Annotated in this window: 23 protein-coding genes; 13 read left to right on the top strand and 10 right to left on the bottom strand. The window is 54.5% G+C overall.

What is annotated here, in order from left to right:
* Positions 1 to 51 precede the first annotated feature (51 nt).
* The 4 genes from MICA_RS03295 (at position 52) to MICA_RS03280 (ending at position 1,967) form a co-directional block, all read left to right on the top strand.
* Positions 52 to 477 carry a hypothetical protein gene (locus tag MICA_RS03295; protein ID WP_014102265.1) on the top strand — a complete coding sequence of 142 codons (426 nt, stop codon included), beginning with the start codon at positions 52 to 54 and terminating at the stop codon, positions 475 to 477.
* A gap of 63 nt (positions 478 to 540) precedes the next feature.
* On the top strand, positions 541 to 1,224 hold the full coding sequence (locus MICA_RS03290; RefSeq protein ID WP_014102264.1) for a hypothetical protein: 684 nt from the start codon (positions 541 to 543) through the stop codon (positions 1,222 to 1,224).
* A 180-nt stretch (positions 1,225 to 1,404) separates the two neighbouring features.
* Entirely contained in the window at positions 1,405 to 1,755 is a 351-nt protein-coding gene (locus tag MICA_RS03285) for a hypothetical protein (RefSeq protein ID WP_014102263.1), read from the top strand.
* 32 nt (positions 1,756 to 1,787) lie between these two features.
* A complete protein-coding gene (locus tag MICA_RS03280; protein WP_014102262.1) occupies positions 1,788 to 1,967 on the top strand; it encodes a hypothetical protein in 180 nt (59 codons plus the stop codon).
* A gap of 70 nt (positions 1,968 to 2,037) precedes the next feature.
* Here MICA_RS03280 and MICA_RS03275 read toward each other — a convergent pair whose 3' ends face one another.
* A complete protein-coding gene (locus tag MICA_RS03275) occupies positions 2,038 to 2,388 on the bottom strand; it encodes an I78 family peptidase inhibitor (RefSeq protein ID WP_014102261.1) in 351 nt (116 codons plus the stop codon).
* Between the two features lie 96 nt (positions 2,389 to 2,484).
* A complete protein-coding gene (locus MICA_RS03270; protein ID WP_014102260.1) occupies positions 2,485 to 3,513 on the bottom strand; it encodes a DUF6782 family putative metallopeptidase in 1,029 nt (342 codons plus the stop codon).
* 157 nt (positions 3,514 to 3,670) lie between these two features.
* On the opposite strand from MICA_RS03270, the gene lepA reads away from it, so the two are divergent.
* A complete protein-coding gene (gene lepA, locus MICA_RS03265; protein ID WP_014102258.1) occupies positions 3,671 to 5,479 on the top strand; it encodes a translation elongation factor 4 in 1,809 nt (602 codons plus the stop codon).
* A gap of 290 nt (positions 5,480 to 5,769) precedes the next feature.
* Positions 5,770 to 6,192: an organic hydroperoxide resistance protein gene (locus MICA_RS03260; protein WP_014102257.1), complete on the top strand. Its 423-nt coding sequence runs from the start codon at positions 5,770 to 5,772 to the stop codon at positions 6,190 to 6,192.
* A 196-nt stretch (positions 6,193 to 6,388) separates the two neighbouring features.
* Here MICA_RS03260 and MICA_RS03255 read toward each other — a convergent pair whose 3' ends face one another.
* Positions 6,389 to 7,375: an N-acetylmuramic acid 6-phosphate etherase gene (locus MICA_RS03255; RefSeq protein WP_236619953.1), complete on the bottom strand. Its 987-nt coding sequence runs from the start codon at positions 7,373 to 7,375 to the stop codon at positions 6,389 to 6,391.
* A gap of 40 nt (positions 7,376 to 7,415) precedes the next feature.
* Positions 7,416 to 8,045, bottom strand: a complete 630-nt coding sequence (locus MICA_RS03250; RefSeq protein ID WP_014102255.1) for a hypothetical protein — start codon at positions 8,043 to 8,045, stop codon at positions 7,416 to 7,418.
* A 159-nt stretch (positions 8,046 to 8,204) separates the two neighbouring features.
* On the opposite strand from MICA_RS03250, the gene MICA_RS03245 reads away from it, so the two are divergent.
* Positions 8,205 to 8,948, top strand: a complete 744-nt coding sequence (locus MICA_RS03245; protein WP_014102254.1) for an SIMPL domain-containing protein — start codon at positions 8,205 to 8,207, stop codon at positions 8,946 to 8,948.
* Positions 8,949 to 9,022: 74 nt separating this feature from the next.
* Here MICA_RS03245 and uvrB read toward each other — a convergent pair whose 3' ends face one another.
* Positions 9,023 to 11,074 carry an excinuclease ABC subunit UvrB gene (gene uvrB / locus MICA_RS03240; RefSeq protein WP_014102253.1) on the bottom strand — a complete coding sequence of 684 codons (2,052 nt, stop codon included), beginning with the start codon at positions 11,072 to 11,074 and terminating at the stop codon, positions 9,023 to 9,025.
* Between the two features lie 124 nt (positions 11,075 to 11,198).
* On the opposite strand from uvrB, the gene MICA_RS03235 reads away from it, so the two are divergent.
* From MICA_RS03235 to MICA_RS03225, 3 genes are all read left to right on the top strand, one after another.
* Positions 11,199 to 12,677, top strand: coding sequence for an aminopeptidase (locus MICA_RS03235; RefSeq protein WP_014102252.1), 1,479 nt, complete (start codon positions 11,199 to 11,201; stop codon positions 12,675 to 12,677).
* Between the two features lie 404 nt (positions 12,678 to 13,081).
* Entirely contained in the window at positions 13,082 to 13,576 is a 495-nt protein-coding gene (locus tag MICA_RS03230) for a CBS domain-containing protein (protein ID WP_236619952.1), read from the top strand.
* A 15-nt stretch (positions 13,577 to 13,591) separates the two neighbouring features.
* Complete coding sequence (locus MICA_RS03225) at positions 13,592 to 14,272, top strand: response regulator transcription factor (protein ID WP_014102250.1); 681 nt, start codon at positions 13,592 to 13,594, stop codon at positions 14,270 to 14,272.
* 14 nt (positions 14,273 to 14,286) lie between these two features.
* On the opposite strand, the gene MICA_RS03220 is transcribed toward MICA_RS03225, so the two are convergent.
* Together MICA_RS03220 and MICA_RS03215 are read right to left on the bottom strand one after the other, a co-directional pair.
* Positions 14,287 to 14,556, bottom strand: coding sequence for a hypothetical protein (locus tag MICA_RS03220; RefSeq protein ID WP_014102249.1), 270 nt, complete (start codon positions 14,554 to 14,556; stop codon positions 14,287 to 14,289).
* A 2-nt stretch (positions 14,557 to 14,558) separates the two neighbouring features.
* Positions 14,559 to 15,338 (bottom strand): hypothetical protein, encoded by a 780-nt coding sequence (locus MICA_RS03215; protein WP_041794273.1) that lies wholly within the window; start codon positions 15,336 to 15,338, stop codon positions 14,559 to 14,561.
* Positions 15,339 to 15,425: 87 nt separating this feature from the next.
* On the opposite strand from MICA_RS03215, the gene MICA_RS03210 reads away from it, so the two are divergent.
* Positions 15,426 to 16,037 carry a nitroreductase family protein gene (locus tag MICA_RS03210; protein ID WP_014102247.1) on the top strand — a complete coding sequence of 204 codons (612 nt, stop codon included), beginning with the start codon at positions 15,426 to 15,428 and terminating at the stop codon, positions 16,035 to 16,037.
* Here MICA_RS03210 and MICA_RS03205 read toward each other — a convergent pair.
* The 3 genes from MICA_RS03205 to lysS form a co-directional block, all read right to left on the bottom strand.
* The gene (locus tag MICA_RS03205) at positions 16,009 to 16,314 is read right to left on the bottom strand and encodes a type II toxin-antitoxin system HicB family antitoxin (RefSeq protein WP_014102246.1); all 306 of its coding nucleotides are present in this window, start codon (positions 16,312 to 16,314) and stop codon (positions 16,009 to 16,011) included. The two genes, MICA_RS03210 and MICA_RS03205, sit on opposite strands and share 29 nt — an antisense overlap.
* Positions 16,315 to 16,325: 11 nt before the next feature.
* The gene (locus MICA_RS03200) at positions 16,326 to 16,613 is read right to left on the bottom strand and encodes a type II toxin-antitoxin system HicA family toxin (protein ID WP_236619951.1); all 288 of its coding nucleotides are present in this window, start codon (positions 16,611 to 16,613) and stop codon (positions 16,326 to 16,328) included.
* Positions 16,614 to 16,731: 118 nt separating this feature from the next.
* Positions 16,732 to 18,237: a lysine--tRNA ligase gene (gene lysS, locus MICA_RS03195; protein ID WP_236619950.1), complete on the bottom strand. Its 1,506-nt coding sequence runs from the start codon at positions 18,235 to 18,237 to the stop codon at positions 16,732 to 16,734.
* 105 nt (positions 18,238 to 18,342) lie between these two features.
* On the opposite strand from lysS, the gene MICA_RS03190 reads away from it, so the two are divergent.
* Both MICA_RS03190 and MICA_RS03185 read left to right on the top strand, forming a co-directional pair.
* Positions 18,343 to 19,047: a hypothetical protein gene (locus MICA_RS03190; RefSeq protein WP_014102243.1), complete on the top strand. Its 705-nt coding sequence runs from the start codon at positions 18,343 to 18,345 to the stop codon at positions 19,045 to 19,047.
* 273 nt (positions 19,048 to 19,320) lie between these two features.
* Positions 19,321 to 19,659: a hypothetical protein gene (locus MICA_RS03185; protein ID WP_014102241.1), complete on the top strand. Its 339-nt coding sequence runs from the start codon at positions 19,321 to 19,323 to the stop codon at positions 19,657 to 19,659.
* Positions 19,660 to 19,682 lie beyond the last annotated feature (23 nt).

Below are 19,682 nucleotides of genomic sequence, written 5' to 3'. Positions count from 1 at the left end.
AAGTTGTAATTCCGCCGTTTTTTCGTTAAGATACGGGCATCACGACAATGAATGAATGTTACGGGTTTGAATATGGGCGCACAGGACGAAGAATTCGGCTTTAGCCTCGGTGACGATGATATCGTCAAATCCGCCCCCGTCCATCCGCCCGCATTGGCGAATATGGAAGTTGATATTGTCGTGAACAAGAATTCAGAGGTCTGGATTCTGCACAACAAACCGTTCGAAGAAAGCATCGCGTGGATCGAATTTGATGCCGATGACGACACACTGACATTCGTGTCCTATCGCGGAACGGTCAAGGGATTGGGCGCAAAGATTCAGGCCCCGGTGCGGAAATATTTGTACAACGCCAAACGTGTATTTCTGATCCAGACCGAAGGCGGAAAGATTTACGACTTCTTCAATGTGGCCCTGGTCGTGCGTGACGCCAGTACCAAAGACAAAGACCCAAAAAACAAAAAGCGGAGCGCGTAAAAATCCGGATCACGCAAAAAAATAAAAGCGGTACAAAGTTTGAGGATGTGAAAGGACTATAAAATGCTGGGACTTCTTTTAGGCGCTGGAAAATTTGCTCTTCGTCACCCGTTCCTGACTGGGACCGTGGCGCACGTAGCCACCGACGGTAAATCCACCGAGCTGGCCATGGATGCGGCAAAGCCCGTCATGGACAAGGGCTTGGAAATCGCGGGTGAACAATTGACCGGACCGATCATGGAACGCATGGGCATTCCGACGGATGCGCTCGCATCCCTGACCGGTGGCATGGATGGTTTGCAAGACAAGCTGAAGGGCATGTGGGGCGGATTGGGCGAACAAATCGAAGCCCTGCTGAAGGTTCTCGTGTCATTTCTGGTCGAAGCCCTGGGTGGCTTGGTTGATACGCTGGTGCCGAATGCGCACGCGGCTTACGCCCCTGCCGGCGCAAAGGTTGAAGGCCCGCAAGCCATTATTCAAGGCACTGGGCGTCTGGCCGCCGATCTGGCCGCCAGCACCGCAGGGCTGGACCCGACAACGGCCGAAGGCCGCAACGCCATGAACCGTGACGAAGTATTCCGCGTGCCGCATGATGGATCGACCGACATCGTCAAAACCCCGGTTGGCGAAATGACCAGCCCGGCCCGCGCCGAACGCGAAGCCGCCTTCCAGCAGCAGCAACAGGCAAAAGCCCCGGACACCGCCCTGGGCAACCGCGGTCTGAGCATGGATGACGTGACATTCTAGGCACACCGCCCAAGCACACTGCTGTGTGACGCATACATAACGGGGCCCCATTGGGCCCCGTTTTTCTTTGCCATTTCCTTTTAAATCAGGGGTAAAACCACCCAAACATTCATCATGATTTAACTATTTTCAGGTGAAATGGGCGCAGAAGAAGGGCTTTTTTGAAAAGAGACAAAACCCATGACATTTTTTAATAACCCGGCGACCGAAAGCATCACACCGCCCGCCTATAGCGAAATTACCGATTCCAAATTCCATCTGGAACTGGCCGTGAATGATGCGGGGCGCTTGATCGTGTTTCATTCCCGCCCGTTCACCAAACGCCTGTCATGGCTGGAATTCGATATGACGAACAGCAAGCTGGACTTCATTATGAATGACGGTGATGTGCGGCAATTTGGCGTTCCCGTTCACGGTGATCTGGCCAAGCTGATGCAAAACACCTACCAGATCATGGTGGTCCAGGTCGACGAAGACACGATGGAACCGGAAGAAGCGGTCTGGATGCCGCTGATCCTGCATAGCCACTAAGATATAAATAAAAAGAATAGAGGGGATTGATCATGAGCAACCGTCTGAAAGACAACGTCATCGGCACGATCGTACAGGCCCAGAGCCTGCATCCGCTTATTGCCGAGGCCACAATCAGCACGCATCTGGGCGGACAGGATTTAAACGCATCGGCGCAGGCCACCAACACACCTGCCCCAACGGTACCGAAGAACGATATGCCGTCGATGTAAACCATCACACAGGATCATAAAAAAAGCCGCTGAAATTCATCAGCGGCTTTTTCTTTATCTCATCTCAACCTTAACCACAGGTCACACTGATAATCACACCGTTATCGTCGTGAATAACGTTCACACGGTCATGGCGGTAATCCATTGTCGCCGGGCTGTCTTTACCCAGAATGCGAACGGCACGGCCCAGCTTGCGGATTTCTTCTTCTGCGGCGGCCACTTCCTTGCCGATCCATTGATCAAATTCGCACACCATTTCCTGAACGGCCACGTCCGGGTTGGCGGCGATTTCTTCGTGGGTTGTCCCCTGCCCCGCGACTGAGCCAGCAGGTTTCACAACGGAATAAATCACCACGGCGACAACCAGAATGGCGATCACCACCGGGAAGGTCAGGGCAAAATTACGAATCTTACGGTCCATAAGGGGCCTCATTGGGTTGGGTTCGTCAGAAAAATACCGCCCCCATGTACCACCGGGGCAACAACTTTGCAATTCCATTATAAATATGGAAAAAGTTTACGCCGATGGGCGCGGCCAAGAGGGGCACACGCCCTTTATCTGGCCCAGTTTACGTTTTTGCAGGCAATCCTGCGCCGCCTTCATATCGCGCCAATCCTGGTCCGTAAAACTGGCCCGGATAAATTTTTTCAAATCATTCGTCATGTAATTGCCATACGGTCCCATGTCGCCCAGCTTCGATAACATTTGGTCATGCACCAAAATCTGGCGCGGCTTCGTAGGATCATATGGGGCACTGAACGTGACAATTGTTTTGATAAAATCAGGATCATACAGATCGATCAGCTCGCGGCTCTGGCGAAAGGCCTTGATCGCGGCGGCCATTTCGGCGGCGCGATCATCGGGGTTTTGCACCTGTGCCGCAATCATCGCGTAAATCATCGGGCGATAGGCGGAATCCCCCATCAACCGCTCCATCTGGCTCAGATCACCGTTCCGATGCGCTTCACGGGCGGATAAAATGGTGACCAGACGGGCATCAGCCTCGGTCAACCACGCCACGATCATGCGCTCGGCTTCGGGAATATTCCCCTCAGCCAGAAAATTCACGCCCAACACTTCCTGCACCCTGTGGCGGGCTTCATGAACCATGGTGGTGGTCAGCATATCAGTATCGACATCAGGGTTCAGGTCCACCCGCTTGCGTCCCAGAATATAGGCCCCCACCGTCCGGTTGCCGCTGGGCTTTGGCACCGCCATAGCAGGATTGAAACAAACACGCAGGCCATCCGCTATCGCCGCGCTCATAGTGGCCCGGCCAATATCCGTTTCCTGCGACCGTTTTTCGATCCGCGCCAGCGACAATGTTTTCGGGTCCACGGTGGGATAATGCGCGGCCCCCAGGGCGATACAGGTTAAATCCGGCGATTCCCCCAGCGGCATCCCCACGCCCCCCGGGGTCACGGGTTCATGCGCCCCGATCATGCCGCGCAAAAGCCAAAGCCCGAGGGCAAAGCCCGCAGCGGCAAAAAAAGCCTGATTCTGCCATGATTGGCCGGGCCGATGAGGCGGCGGCAAAGATTTCATTGGATGGTCCCTGTTCCTGTTTTTTTATTTTGACCGATCATTACCATAAATAACCACCCCTCACCAGCCCCATAAAGCCCGTTTTCCCGTCATTCTGGCCGGGGATAAACGCGGGAAATCGTTGCTTTTTCGGGGCCAGATCCCTATTGTCCCGGCCATGAGCAAGCCCCTTTCTGAAATTCGCAACTTTGCGATTATCGCCCACATCGACCACGGGAAATCCACCCTGGCCGATCGCCTGATTCAAACCTGCGGCGGCCTGGCCGAGCGGGAGATGAAGGAACAAGTTCTCGATAACATGGAGATTGAACGCGAACGCGGCATCACCATCAAGGCGCAGACCGTGCGCCTGAACTGGACCGCCAAAGACGGCGTGACATACCAGTTGAACCTGATGGACACACCGGGCCACGTTGACTTCGCGTATGAAGTGTCCCGCTCGCTGGCGTCATGCGAAGGCTCCCTCCTCGTCGTTGACTCGACGCAAGGGGTTGAGGCGCAGACGCTGGCCAACGTGTATCAGGCCATCGACAACAACCACGAAATCATCACCGTCATTAACAAGATCGACCTGCCCGCCGCAGATGTTGAACGCGTGCGCACCCAGATCGAAGACGTGATAGGCATTGATGCGTCCGACGCCGTATGCGTGTCGGGTAAATCGGGCTTGAACATCACCGACCTGTTGGAAGCCATTTGCGAACGCCTGCCGTCGCCGAAGGGGGATGTGACTGCACCGACCAAAGCATTGCTGGTCGATTCATGGTACGACCCGTATCTGGGCGTTGTTATTCTGGTCCGTGTCATCGACGGGACATTACGCAAAGGCCAGAAGATCAAGTTTATGAGCAACGGCGCAACGCGCGAAGTGGAACGCGTTGGTATCTTTACGCCGAAACACGTGATGGTGGATGAACTGGGCCCGGGTGAAATGGGCTTCATCACTGCCGCGATCAAAGACATCTCTGAAACCAACGTTGGTGACACGATTACGGACGAACGCAAACCGGCGGCGCAAGCCCTGCCCGGTTTCAAACCGTCCGTACCGATGGTGTTCTGTTCCCTGTTCCCGGTTGATTCATCCGAATTCGAAAAATTGCGGGAATCGATTGGCAAGCTGAAGCTGAACGACGCGTCGCTGCATTACGAACCGGAAAGCTCGCAAGCCCTCGGCATGGGTTTCCGTTGCGGTTTCCTCGGCCTGCTGCACATGGAAATTATTCAGGAACGTCTGGATCGTGAATTCGACCTCGACCTGATCCCGACCGCGCCGAGCGTTGTGTACAAAATTCACAAGACCGACAAGACGGTCATGGAACTGTACAACCCCGCCGACATGCCGGACGTCGTGCGCATTGATAAGATTGAAGAGCCGTGGATTCGCGCTACCATCCTGACCCCGGATGAATATCTGGGCAGCCTGCTGCAACTGTGTCAGGAACGCCGCGGAACGCAGGTTGAACTGACCTATGTCGGCAACCGCGCTATGCTGGTTTACCGCCTGCCGCTGAACGAAGTGATCTTTGACTTCTATGACCGCCTGAAATCCATCTCTCGTGGCTACGCCAGCTTTGACTACCAAATGGACGGGTACGAGGAAGGCGATCTGGTGAAGATGGATGTTCTGGTGAACCAGGAATCGGTCGATGCGTTGGCCATGATCGTCCACCGTTCGCAAGCCGAACGCCGTGGCCGCCATCTGTGCGAACGATTGAAAGACCTGATCCCGCGCCAGATGTTCAAGATCGCGATCCAGGCCGCCATCGGTGGCAAGATCATCGCCCGCGAAGACATCTCCGCCTTCCGCAAGGACGTAACCGCAAAATGCTACGGCGGCGACGCCACCCGGAAACGCAAACTGCTGGAAAAGCAGAAAAAGGGTAAGCTGAAAATGCGCCAATACGGCAACGTGGAAATCCCACAGACGGCCTTTATCGCGGCCCTTAAAATGGGTGATGAGAAGTGACGGAAACATTAGCGGCATAGCCGCTTAGGTTTCCGTCATCCCCGCGCAGGCGGGGATCCATGCGTTTTTCCAAAACCACGAATGGACACGAATAAACACCAATTTATCCGTCACCCCGGCGAAGGCCGGGGTCCATACGGTCCATCCACTGGATACCGGCCTTCGCCGGTATGACGAAAATATATTCGTGTGAATTCGTGTCCATTCGTGGTTTACCCCTTCCCCCTTGACGCCCCCGTCCCCTCAGCCCATCATCACCCCTGAAATTCAAACTCACACAGGAGAAAACCATGGCTATCGAAAAACTGCTTTATACCGCTGTCGCAACCGCAACCGGTGGCCGGGATGGCAAGGCGTCCACGCCGGATGGTGTGTTGAACGTTACATTGGCCAAGCCGGTGGAAATGGGCGGCAATGGCGCGGGTGTGAACCCGGAACAAATGTTCGCCGCCGGTTATTCCGCGTGCTTCCTGGGCGCTATGAAATTCGTCGCGGGTCAGGACAAGATCACCGTGCCGAATGATGCATCCATCACCGGCCATGTCGGCATTGGCACCATTCCGGGTGGATTTGGGTTGCAGGTTGAATTGAAAATTTCCCTGCCCGGCATGGACCGTGCAGCGGCCGAAGCTCTGGTGGCCAAGGCGCACAATGTTTGCCCGTATTCCAATGCGACACGCGGCAACATTGATGTGACACTGACGGTCGTTTAAACCGCGCAAAACTGAACAAATAAAAAGCCCCGGTTTCACACCGGGGCTTTTTTATCAGGAACCACAGATGGACACAAATAAACACCAATTCATCCGTCATACCGGCGAAGGCCGGTATCCAATGGATGGATCGTATGGATTCCGGCCTGCGCCGGAATGACGAAAAACATATTCGTGTCTATTCGTGTTTCAATTCTTACGGCTTCGGCGGCGATAGATTCAGCGCGCGGATCGCCGCGCGCAGATTATCGTCATTATGTTCCAACGCCGCGTGGGCTGATGTAACCCCGGCGCCCAGCGCGACGAGGATCGCGGGTTTCACCCGACCCTGCACCGCGTTCAAAGCCATTTCGGCTTCCTTCGCGTTGCATCCGGTGACATGGCGCACCATGCGGGCGGCGCGTTTCATCAATTTTTCGTTGGTCGCGCGCATATCCACCATCAACCCGTCATAAACGTGGTTCAGGCCGATCATGATTTGCGTGGAAATCATGTTCAGGGTGATTTTTTGCGCCGTGCCCGCCTTCATCCGCGTGGACCCGGCAATCGCCTCGGCCCCGGTGTTCAGGCAGATGGGAAATTCCGCCGCGTCCAGCAACGGCGCATCCGCACTGTTGGCAATACCGATGGTGGTGGCACCCAGAATGCGGGCGCGTTTCAGGGCCGCAATGGTGAATGGGGTCGTGCCGCTGGCCGCCATGCCGATGACGACATCGCCCGGTTTTACTTTTAACCGGATGATCGCTACTTCGGCGCGGCGTGTATTATCTTCGGCGCGTTCGACCGCTTTCAACACGGCCTTCAACCCACCCGCCATCACATACGCAACGCGATCGGTCGGCCAGTTGAAGGTGGGGGTCAGTTCGCTGCCGTCTTGAATACCAATCCGGCCCGATGTGCCCGCACCCACATAAATCAATCGACCACGCGGATTATTCCGCAGCGCTTCGGTCGCGGCCTTCACGGCCTTATCAATATCGGGAATGGCGGCTTCCACCGCCTTGATCGCTTCGGCCTGTGCCATCAATTGCATCTGCAACGCATCCGTCACTGGCAAATGATCAATGCCCGCAAAACGCGGGTCAAAGGCTTCGGTGGCGGGCAAGGATGGGGTGTCTTCGGGTTTTTTCGACGTCATGGCGGGAATCGCTTTGGCAACGGGTTCAGATGACCCTGTCATCATAAACAATTCAAACCCGATGGTGCAAGGCACCTAAGCCCTCTTAAGGCCCCAGAATACCATCCGCCCCCATGCGTTTGACCAGTTCAGGCCCAAACCGCCCCGCCAGCGCATTAAAATCGGCCCCGGTGGACCCGCGAATGGTGAATTGCCCGGTCCAGAGCGTGCGGTAGTGTGGCAGGGAATAGAGCGTGGCGTCATAGGTCGCAACGGGTTCGCGAATGAAATATCCGCCATCAATCACACCGGGCACGTTGTAAAAATCACCATACCCACTGTGATACCGGGAATAGCGGCGATGGCCGGGGTAATAGCTGGGCGGGATATATTCCTCCACCACTTTCTTCTGCTTCGGCGTAATCACCAAAACCGCATCGGTGCCGCTGTTCATGATTTTGCGTTTGCTGGCGGCATCACCAATATCACGCGTGGGCGGCAGTAAATCAATCGACCGCCCAGCCGATGTGCCCGATGACGTCAGCGCACTGACCGCCGATCCTTCCAACGCCTGACGTTCACCCAGATCATCGGTTTTCACCTGCACCACCATGCTGTGCACGCTGCCCGGGCGGAAGCCGGGATCGGTAAAGCTGGACCCCACCGTGCGCGTGGTGGGCGTACAGGATACGAGAATCAACGAAGCGAGAATTGCGGCGTAGAGTGATCGGGTCATATGGGGCTCCTGCTCCAATAAGTCTGCGCTCTTTTCCCCTATATTCAAGGGGATAGGTGCTATCGTATTGAAAGTCTTAAAAAAGCCCTTTTCTCCCGCTGAAATGACCCTATCATTTCTATGCCTTTCGACCACCACAACAAACCAAGGATGATCCGCATGCGCGCTTTAATTCTTCCCGCTCTGGCTCTGGCCACATTCGCCTTCACACCCGCCGCATTCGCGCAGGATACTTCACGCCTGCCCGCCGCCGGTGAAACATTGCTGAATGTCAGCGCCAGCGAACGCGTCGAAGTTCAACAGGATCTGTTGATCGCCAATCTGCGCATTGAAAAGGAAGGCACCGATCCCGCCATCCTGCAAAACGACATCAACACCATCATGAAAAACGCCGTTGATAAGGCGAAGGCCGTCACCGATGTGAAAACATCCACCGACGGATATTACGTGTACCCGTACGACCCGAACCCCCAGCCGGTTGAAAAAGGCGTAACGCCGAAGAAAGAACAACAATGGCGCGGCAGCCAAGGCATCACCATCAGCGGTAAAAATCCGCAAGCCCTGCTGGAGCTGGCCGGTGAATTGCAATCGATGGGTCTGGTGATGGGCGGGTTGAATTACACCCTGTCCCCCGAAGCCACCGAAACCGCTCGTGACTCTCTGATGGAGGCCGCTCTTGCCAAAGTAAAGGCCAAGGCCGACCGCGCAGGCAAAGCGTTGGGCAAAACCAAAGTTGAATTGGTTGAAGTCAGCGTCGATGCCGCCATGCCATCCTATCCGCAACCGATGATGATGCGGGCCATGGCCTCTGATGGCGTCATGGAAAAGGGCGCCGCCCCCACCGCCGAACCGGGAATGAGCGAGATCACCCTGACCGTCACGGCCAGAGCCCTGTTGAAATAGGACAGCATCCGCAATCCAGTACCCTCATAAAAATCCCCGTTTTCGCGGGGATTTTTAATTACACTTTCTATACCCTAGCCCCGCACCGCCAGATCCATCGCTTCCAGCTTGCGGATATGGTCGCGCAAGCGGGCGGCCTCTTCGAATTCGAGGTTGGAGGCCGCGGTGCGCATTTTTTCTTCGAGCATTTTGATTTTTTTGGCGATGGCGGCGGGGGATGACAATTCTTCGCCATCGACATCCATGCGTTTGACCGTAACGTGGTCGCCGCGTTCGTAAACACTGTTCATAACATCGCCGATGGATTTGCGGATTGATTCCGGGGTGATGCCGTGTTCGACGTTGTAGAGTTTTTGTTTTTCGCGGCGGCGGTCGGTTTCATCAATCGCGGCCTGCATCGATTTGGTCATGCGGTCGGCATACAACACCGCCTTGCCATCCACGTTCCTGGCGGCGCGGCCGATGGTCTGGATCAATGATGTGCGGGAACGGAGGAACCCTTCCTTGTCCGCATCCAGAATCGCCACCAATTGGCATTCGGGAATATCCAACCCCTCACGCAGCAGGTTGATGCCGACCAGAATATCAAACGCACCAAGGCGCAGATCGCGGATGATTTCAATGCGTTCCAGCGTATCAACATCGCTGTGCAGATAACGTACTTTCAACCCGTTTTCGGCCAGATATTCCGTCAGGTCTTCGGCCATTTTTTTGGTGAGTGTTGTCACCAGTGCGCGACCACCATTGGCCACGACCCGTTTGCATTCGCCCATCAGATCATCGACCTGATGCGTTGTCGGGCGGATTTCAACCGGTGGATCAGTCAGACCCGTGGGGCGGACGATCTGTTCGGAAAACACGCCTTGGGTTTGTTCCAATTCCCATGGGCCGGGCGTGGCGGAGACGAAAATGGTTTGCCCGCGCATCGCATTCCATTCATCAAATTTCAGCGGGCGGTTATCCATGGCGGATGGTAAACGGAACCCGTATTCCGACAAGGTCGTTTTCCGCGCCCGGTCGCCGTTATACATGCCGCCAATTTGCGGCACCATGACGTGGCTTTCATCCAGAAAGACCAGCGCATCCTTTGGCAGATATTCGAACAAGGTTGGCGGGGCTTCGCCCGGGGCGCGGCCCGTTAAATACCGGGAATAGTTTTCGATGCCCGCGCACATGCCCGTGGCGGCCAGCATTTCCAGATCGAATTGCGTGCGTTGTTCCAGACGCTGGGCCTCCAGCAATTTTCCCTGCTCCCGGAATTCGGCCAGACGGGTTTTCAGATCCGCTTTAATATTGCGGATCGCCTGTTCCATCGTCGGGCCGGGGGTGATGTAGTGGCTGTTGGCATAAATGCGCACGGCGTTCAGTGTCAGGAATTTTTCGCCCGTCAGCGGATCAAATTCCGTGACGTTTTCCAGTTCGTCCCCGAACAGGGAGAACCGCCACGCTTTATCCTCATAGTGGGCCGGGAACAATTCAACCGTATCACCGCGCACGCGGAACGTACCACGTTCAAAAGCCAGATCGTTGCGTTTATATTGCAGGGCGATCAATTGCTGGATCAATTCCTGGCGGTTGATCTGGTCGCCTTTTTTCAGGTCGACGATCATCGCCTGATAATCTTCCTTGGACCCGATACCGTAGATACAGGATACGGACGCCACGATAATGCAATCGCGCCGTTCAAAAATCGCGCGGGTGGCGGCGTGGCGCATCCGATCGATCTGTTCGTTAATCGATGAATCTTTTTCAATGAACGTGTCGGTTTTCGGGACGTAGGCCTCGGGTTGGTAATAATCGTAATAGGATACGAAATATTCCACCGCGTTTTCCGGGAAGAAGGATTTCATTTCCCCATACAACTGCGCCGCCAATGTTTTGTTGGGTGCCAGAATCAGCGCCGGGCGCTGCGTCGCCTCGATCACATGGGCCATGGTGAAGGTCTTGCCCGAACCGGTCACGCCCAGCAGCACCTGATCCGTCACGCCCCCATTGATCCCGGCGACCAGTTCGGCAATCGCCGTCGGCTGGTCCCCCGCCGGTTTGTAATCGGACACGATTTTGAAGGGCCGGACAAAATCCGGGCCAGGTGGCGAATCGGAGGTGGTGGGGGCTGATTTGGTCATACGCATTATATAGGGGGAACAAACCGGAAACTCAAATGAAACAAGCGTCTTTTTTCGCCATTTGCACGGGGGGCGAAAAACCGCCTAAAATCCCCCCGACACACTGTAGGGAGTTTAATCCACCATGAAGATCCAATCACTGGGCCCGTATTATGAAGACCAGATCAAGACTATCAAGGCCTTGGCCAAAGGATCATCATTGTGGAAAGCCGAGGCCGAGGCCCTGTTGCCCCGGATTACCCAAAGTTATAAACGCGCCGACGCGGATGCGTTGCTGGCCACGCTGAGCGATATGCAACGGCTGGCCTATATCGTTGCGGCCGGGCTGGAACATGAATCATCGTTCCGCGCCGATTTGAAAGATATGCCCGCCAGCGGATGGGCCGCGTTCACCGCCCCACCGGTGGAAGATAAATTGAACCTGTCGCTGGCCAAAAAACTGTATAACGTGAAGCCAAATAATAATGATGTTGCCACCATGCGACTGGGCGATACGTCGCGTGCCATTGGCTCGTATCTGGTGCAATGGTGCCTGCGCGATAAGGTGCCGTTCAGCGTTTATTTTCAGGATAGCGATTTCCACGCCCTGTTGCTGAACCACGCAACGCCGGATGGCGTGAAGGCATTGGCCGCTGATTATATGCGCATGGTGGATGGCGTGAACAAAAGCATGATCGTGCGCGCCAACACGCCCAACCGCAAAATTGTCCACGCCCACCCGGACAAAGCAAAAATTTATGATCACGAAACCGCGCCGTTCTTTCAGAAGGCCGGAACAGGCGAGGTATTCTACACCCTGACCTGCATCCCCACTGAAAACGATTCAAAGATTGATGGCATCACCTATAACGATTACATCAAACTGTTCTTTGAAATGTGCGACCAACCATGGGATGCCATCAGCGACGCGCATTTAAAACTGATTCAGGAATTCAACATCGCCACGCATGTCCGTATCACCAACAATGACGGCACCGATGTGTCGATGGAGTTGGTTGATGATGATGGATCACACTTCACATTCTGCAACAGCCTGATCGCCAAGAACGTGCCGGGATCAGAAATTTTCAGCGCCCCGCGCAAGAACAGTGTCAATGGCGTTGTTGTTGCCAAGGGGAAATTTACCCATGGCGGCGCGTTGATCGAAGATCTGACCATGGAATTCAAGAATGGCGAATTGGTCAAATACGAAGCGAAAGCCGGCCTCGACGCCTTTAAACGCGCGGTTGAAATGGATGAGGGCGCGCGATTCGTCGGCGAACTTGGTATCGGTACCAACCCGCATTTAAAACAGCATGTCGCCAACGGCCTTTTGGTTGAAAAAATTGGCGGGTCATTTCATCTGGCGCTGGGACGCCCTTATTCCTACACCGAATATCAGGGTGTGCAGGTCAAGGTCGATAACGGCGGGCGCAGTAAACTGCACTGGGACATCACCACGATGTTGTATGGCAAAGACGGGATCATCTATCTCGACGGACGCAAGGTGATGGAGAATGGATTGTGGATCGACCCGCAATACGATGTTCTCAATCGCGGATGGGCCGCCATTCCGCGCAAGGATCGTCCGGCATACTGGAAAAATTACGATCCGAAATTGTAACGCCACATCATAATTATAAAAGGTCACTCCGGACAAAGGCTTACGCCTTTTCCGGGATGACGAACCGAAAATAAGAAGGAAGCCCGGATCAGGGGGGCTGATCCGGGCTTAGACGTGTGTGCAGGTAGTGTGGGGGTCGGAGTTTTAACCTGTAAGCCACCGAGGAGAGAGGGGGCGGTTGGCGGCGCTACAGGCATTTGGCAATCCGACCGTAAGTCCAGTTTCGCCGATCAAGCTGACAGAAAACTGACAGATTTATTTTTCTGGAAATATTTTCAAAAAATCCTGTTTTTCGAAGGCGGTAAGTCGTCCGTAAGTTCGGCACCGCATCATAAAGGAAATAAAAGATTATGAAAAAGGTGTTGGAAAAAAACCTTAATTCATTGAAAAACAGGAGACTTTAAATGCTCAAGACGCCCCCTTCTTCCAATACCCACCCCGGCAAAGCCGTTGGGCAATTGATCCGGAGCAGCATAACCCCAAGGATAGAGCATAATGCCTCTGCCGCGGATGCGCTGGATTTAATGTATCGCTACAAAACCCAATATGTCGCCGTCATGGACCGTGGCGATCTGGTGGGGATTTTTACCTATGCCAGCTATCTGGGCAATGTTTTACGCAGCGGCAAAGAGGCGGAAAATACCCCGCTGGATGAGGTTATGAACACAGCCCCAGCCCCTGTGGATGCCGAACAATCGTGCCGTGACGTTTTCCAAACAGTGTGCCAAAATGGATTCCCTTATGTACCGGTTGAACAAAATGGCCGGTTCTTAGGATTGGTTTCTGATGATATTTTGCGTCTGGAACTGTCGCGCGAATTAAACGCCATGCGGAAGAAGATTGGGTTTTCATTCTTCTCCCCCGACGATGGCAGTGCGATGGGTGGGGCGCGCCCATGATAGTAAGAAAGATCCATGCGTCTTTTATTGATCGAAGACGACGAATTATTGAGCCAGTTCATCGCCGCCGGGTTGCACCAGGCGGGGTATGAAAGTGATTGCGCCTATACGGCGGATGAAGCGCTCGCCCTTGTCCGCACGCAAAGCTACGATCTGATCATCACTGATCTGGGTCTCCCGGATCAGGATGGTTTGAGCCTTCTGAAAAAAATTCGCGAACACAATAAAAACATTCCCGTCTTGATCCTGACCGCGCGCCAAGGCGTGGACGACAAGGTCAAGGGGCTGGATCTGGGTGCGGATGATTACCTGCCCAAACCATTTGAAATGCCGGAATTGACCGCACGCGTGCGCGCCCTGCTCCGCCGACCGGCCCAGGCACTGGACGCCGTTATTACCGTTGGCAATCTGGCATTGGACACCAATGCCCACACGGCCAGCGTGATCAATGCGCCGATGAAACTGACGCGCCGTGAAATCGATCTGCTGGAACAATTAATGCGCAACAGCGGCAAGGTGGTCAGCAAAGAGCTGATTGAAAGCCGCCTGTACAGCTATGGCGAACAAGGCTCGTCAAACTCCATCGAGGTGTTGGTCCACCGCTTGCGTAAAAAGCTGGAAGACGCGGGGGCCGATGTGCAAATCGCCACGCTGCGCGGCCTGGGCTACGTGCTGGCCGAACGGACCGAAGAATAAACCCCGAAGAATATCTACTGATTGAATTGATAGGGCGCACGCGGAACGCGTTTCGCATCGCCCTGACCATCCGTCTGTTGCCCCGGGCGAATCGCACCGGCATCGGATGGCGGAATCACATCTGCGGACCCGGGCGAGGCGACCTGCTCCACGACGGCGGCCGTCTCCTTCTTCGAAAACACGCCATCCAGCCACGCGGCAAAATCCGGGCTGGCCCAATGCAGGACCCAGCCCAGCACCGCCAGAACAGCCGTAATTTTCAACCAGACCTTAATTATCTGCATCTTTACTCTCCCTGAGGGCCGGCGGACAGGGCCATAATGGCATCCTGATCATCTTCGGACAAATTCGCAAACCCGCGCGTTGAATCAATGAAATCCAAAAATTGCGCCATGATGGACGCCGATTGCGGGTTATCACGAACCGCGCGGGCAAATTGCGCCATAAAAGCCGGCGATAACCCGCCCGTCACATCCAGCCGGTCACTGCGAACATCATAGCGAATTTGGCCATCAAACACTTCCGGTCCGGCGGCCTGTGCCAGCAAGCGAATTTTAAAATGATTAAACCCATTATTCCACCGCTGGGTCAGCCGCACGACTTCATCCGCCTTGATCACCATATCGGGGCGCACATCGGCAGGCACCTGTCCGGCCTTTTGCAACAGGGCAACAATCCGCCCATCCATACCGCCGCCGTAACTGTCCGGGTTGATATTGTCTACCCCGCCCCAACGGAACAGCAATACCATGATACGATTATCCAGGTCATTCACGCTGGACAGCAGACCAACAGCCCCGGCCGCGGCAAAATTCGTAACCATATCCTTCAACACGGTATCATTTTGTTGTGCCACATGCAGGTCAGGCAAGGTGCCCTCCCCCCGCAACGTCATCATGCCCGCAGGGACAGGTTGTAAAACATGTGTCACCGGGCTTTTGTTCGTGACCCGATCGGGCATGGTTGCCACAGCCACAATCCCCCCCAACACAACACCCGCCGCGACCAGCAGGGCCACGCGGCGTTTATCCTGAAAAAACGGATTTTCGAAGAGATTGTATTTCATCAAAGCCAACGTATATGATTGCCCGACACAAGGAATAGCCCCCTATTCTTGCCGATTTTATCCCATCCGACCAGAGGAAAGCGTTGAATGACCACCATCACGCCACAGCCCGCCACCGTGCAACCCGATGCGATCGAATTTCTGTTGCGCCGCCGGTCGTGCAAGATCAAGACACTGGCCGCTCCGGGGCCGGATGACCAGCAACTGGCGATCATTCTGCAAATTGCCGCCCGGGTTCCCGACCACGGCAAACTGGCCCCGTGGTCTTTTGTCACCTTCACGGGGAATGCCCGCGCCGATTTCGGAAAAATCCTGGCTCAGGCCTGGAAACAGGACAACCCCGATGCGGAACCCGCCAAGCTGGACCTGGAATCCGAGCGCTTCCTGCGCGCCCCCGTCGTCGTTGCCGTCCTGTCCCATGTGCGGGAGGGGAAAATTCCGGCGTGGGAACAAATCCTGTCCGCTGGCGCGGCGTGCCAGAACTTGATTCTGGCCGCGACCATGATGGGATTCGGCGCGCAATGGGTTACGGAGTGGTATGCCACCAACAACACCGTGCGCACCGCGCTGGGTTTAAAAACGGATCAGGATCAGGTGGCTGGATTTATCTATCTCGGCACACCATCCGAAACACCGGAAGAACGCCCGCGCCCGGAGATGGACACGATTGTTACACAATGGACAGGCGTGAAAAGCTGAATTTCAGATGCGGGGTCATATCATCGATTTCCACCATATAGGATTCGATGAACGGATCTTCCTCACTGCGCAGCACATCTTGAACTGAACGTGGGTCTTGCAGGAACACACCGGATTCTTTCATGCCCTGTAAATGAAACTGCAAGGCATCTTCAAAATTGGCGATGGCTGCATCAATCGTTTCGCCGCATGACGCACAACCAGGCACGTCGGGAATATCAATCCAGTATTCGGTGTTGTCTTCTTTGCGAATCAGCGCGACATAGGATTTGCTCATGATGGATATCCCTAGGCCAGATGCGCCCGCATCTCTTTGGCCATCTGTTTGCTCAGTTGCTTGATGGATGCGCCGTGTTGCAGCTGCTTCAGCACATTATCCAGACCCGCTGTTTTCAGGATACTCCGGACTGTCCCGCAGGGAATATCCTTTGGCCCGTGATTGGTCACCGTCACGACATTGGGTTTTGCATCATGTTTAAATTGTTCGTGGCTTCCCGTTTGACCCACGCATTTCCACCCATCATGGAGCAGAATATCGACCATATCGTTATGTTTTAATGTCGGCATATGTGACATGCCCAGACCCCCATCTTTCGTGCAGAGTTACCCCCGACCCTACGCGGAATTTCCTAACAATACGTAAAAAAGGCGACCGTCGCTGGCCGCCTTTTAAAATCCATCGCAAGATGATCCCTTATTTCTCCGGCTTCAGCGTCGGGAAGGCGATCACTTCGCGGATGTTATGCGAATCCGTCATAATCATGGTCAGACGGTCGATGCCCATCCCCCAACCACCCGTCGGCGGCAGGCCATATTCCAGCGCCGTGACGAAATCATGGTCCACCATCATGGCTTCTTCGTTTCCGCCTTCGCGCTGGGCCACCTGATCCATAAAGCGGTCATGCTGGATTTTCGGGTCGTTCAGCTCGGTAAAGGCGTTGGCCATTTCCCAGCCGTTGATATAGCTCTCAAACCGTTCCACCAGACGCGGGTTGTTGCGGTGAACCTTGGACAACGGGGAAATATCCAGCGGGTGGTCAATCACATGGATCGGCTGGATCAGTTTATGCTCCACCTTCTCACCAAAGATGGTTTCGACAACCTGGCCCCAGTTGGCCTTCGGATCGACATGCACGCCCAGTTTTTTGGCTTCTGCGTGGGCTTGGGCCGCATCCATCGACATGAAGTCAACGCCGGTTTCTTCCTGCACCAGCTCAACCATGCCTTTGCGCGCCCATGGGCTGCCCAGATTGATGACATTGCCCTGGAAATTGATTTCCAGAGTACCGTGTACGGCCATGGCCACGGCCTGCACCAGTTTCTCGATCAGATCCATCACATCGTAATAGTCTTTATACGCGTGGTAAGATTCAATCATCGTGAATTCAGGATTATGTTTATAGGAAATCCCCTCATTCCGGAAATTGCGGTTGATCTCAAACACCGCATCGGCCAGACCACCGACGATCAGACGTTTCAGATACAGTTCCGGTGCGATACGCAGGAAGAAATCGGCATCCAGCGCGTTATGGTGCGTCACGAACGGTTTCGCCGAGGCACCGCCCAGGATCGGGTGCATCATCGGGGTCTCAACCTCAATCGCACCATGTTCTTCCATGAATTTCCGGATGGTGGAGATGATTTTCGAGCGCATCAGCAATTTCTGACGGCTTTCATCATTCATAATCAGGTCCAGATAACGCTGGCGGTAACGCTGCTCAACATCGGTCAGACCGTGATATTTCTCCGGCAGCGGCATCAGCGATTTGGTCAGCATGGTGACCTTTTTCGCGCGGACGGACAGTTCCCCACGCGGGGTGCGGCGCACCGTGCCTTCGGCCCCGATAATGTCGCCAATATCGAAATAATCGAGGATCGACAACGCCTCTTCCGACATCGAATCCTTGTGACAGAAGACCTGCATTTTCCCGCTCGGGTCCATCAGGTCCAGGAACATGCCATTGTTCCGGATCGCCATGATCCGGCCGGCAACGGCCACGTGATCATCGGTTTCCGTGCCATTCGGCAGGTCTTTATACATGTCCTGCAGCGTGCCGTTTTGATGGGTGCGCGGGAAAACGTGCGGGTACGGGTCGATCCCGGCGGCCTTCAGGGCATCCAGCTTCACCTGCTTCGCCAGACGGGGGTTCCCGGCTGTGGTTACGGTCGTTTCAGAATTCTGTGCTGGATTTTGTCCCATTTTCAAATCACCGTGGTACAATTGTTTCAGGTCCTGATTTTGTCGCTTATGCGATACGAAAATGCAAGCCCTATCGCCCTTTTCAACACCCGGATACCCCCTTAAATGATGCCCTTTTTGACCCCCAAAACCCCTGTTACACCCCAATCCGGTCAATCCGGCAATGCGCTATGGTTTATCCTGCTGGCCATCGCGCTTTTGACCGCATTGACCATCGCCATCACCAAAACCGGCGATAACGTGCAACAGGCCGGGGAAACCGAGCGCGCCACGGTCGAAGCGACACGGATCATGCGGGATGGCAAGGCCATGCAAACCGCGATTCAGCAAATGCTGGCACGGGGTGGCAGCGAAAATGACATCTGTTTCGACAGCGATGACTGGGCCACCAACGATTATGATTTTGCGGCCTGCGCCGATGCCGAAAACCGTGTTTTCGACCCCGCCGGGGCTGGTTTAGGCATGCCGAAGACAACCGCAACCCAAAAAATTATTTATACCGGCTCCCTGGCCATCGACGGTGTTGGCACGTCGGCACCCGACCTTGTTTTCATCCTGTCAGGGGTGGGTAAGGCCGATTGCTTGCGGATCAATCGCATGATGAAAATTGATGACGCCAGCGGCAATCCGCCCCCCATTTCCGCCGTCGTTTCATACACGCCGTTCACTGGCACATACACTGCGGGCAACACTGTGACAGCACCGCAAATTCTGCAGAAATCTGCGGGTTGCGTGGGGGGTAACGGCAGTGATGCGGATGAACTGGATCAGGATTTTTATCACTACTACCATGTGCTGATTGCACGCTGATCATCCATCCAGCATCACCCCATCACGACCCCACCATCATCATTCAAAACACCCCCGCGATGTGATTCATCCGGGGGTGTTTTTGCATCGTGCGCGCGATGAAAACGACTCGTCATCTGTGTCATCACGGTCACACCATCGCGGATGACAATTTCCCAAAATGTAATTTTCTTTATTTCTTTTTAAAAAAATGGGTTACTATATGGGTAACGTATCAATGGTTGGTACAACCCGTGTGACCGGGCAATGTCACTTCCTTGGGGAGAAACTAAAATGGTAGCCAAGAAAAAGCCGGCAGCAAAGAAACCTGCCGCAAAGAAGACAGTGAAGAAAACCGTAGCAAAGAAACCGGCAGCGAAGAAAAAAGCTCCGGCTAAGAAAAAAGTAGCTGCTAAAAAACCGGCAGTGAAAAAGACGGTGAAAAAAGCTGCTCCGAAAAAAGCTGCTGCTAAAAAGCCGGCTGCTAAGAAGACAGTGAAAAAAGCTGCTCCGAAAAAAGCAACCGCTAAGAAAGCCGCTCCGAAAAAAGCTGCTGCTAAAAAAGCTCCGGCGAAAAAAGTAGCCGCGAAGAAAACCACAACGAAGCGCAAAACCGCTGCCAAGAAGAAGTAATTCTTCCTTGGTGTTGTGATCAA

Origin of the sequence: Micavibrio aeruginosavorus ARL-13, from assembly GCF_000226315.1 — a bacterium.
GTDB lineage: Bacteria > Pseudomonadota > Alphaproteobacteria > Micavibrionales > Micavibrionaceae > Micavibrio > Micavibrio aeruginosavorus_B.
Note: the sequence above shows the minus strand (reverse complement) of the source record. Positions and strands in the feature narration are given on the sequence as shown.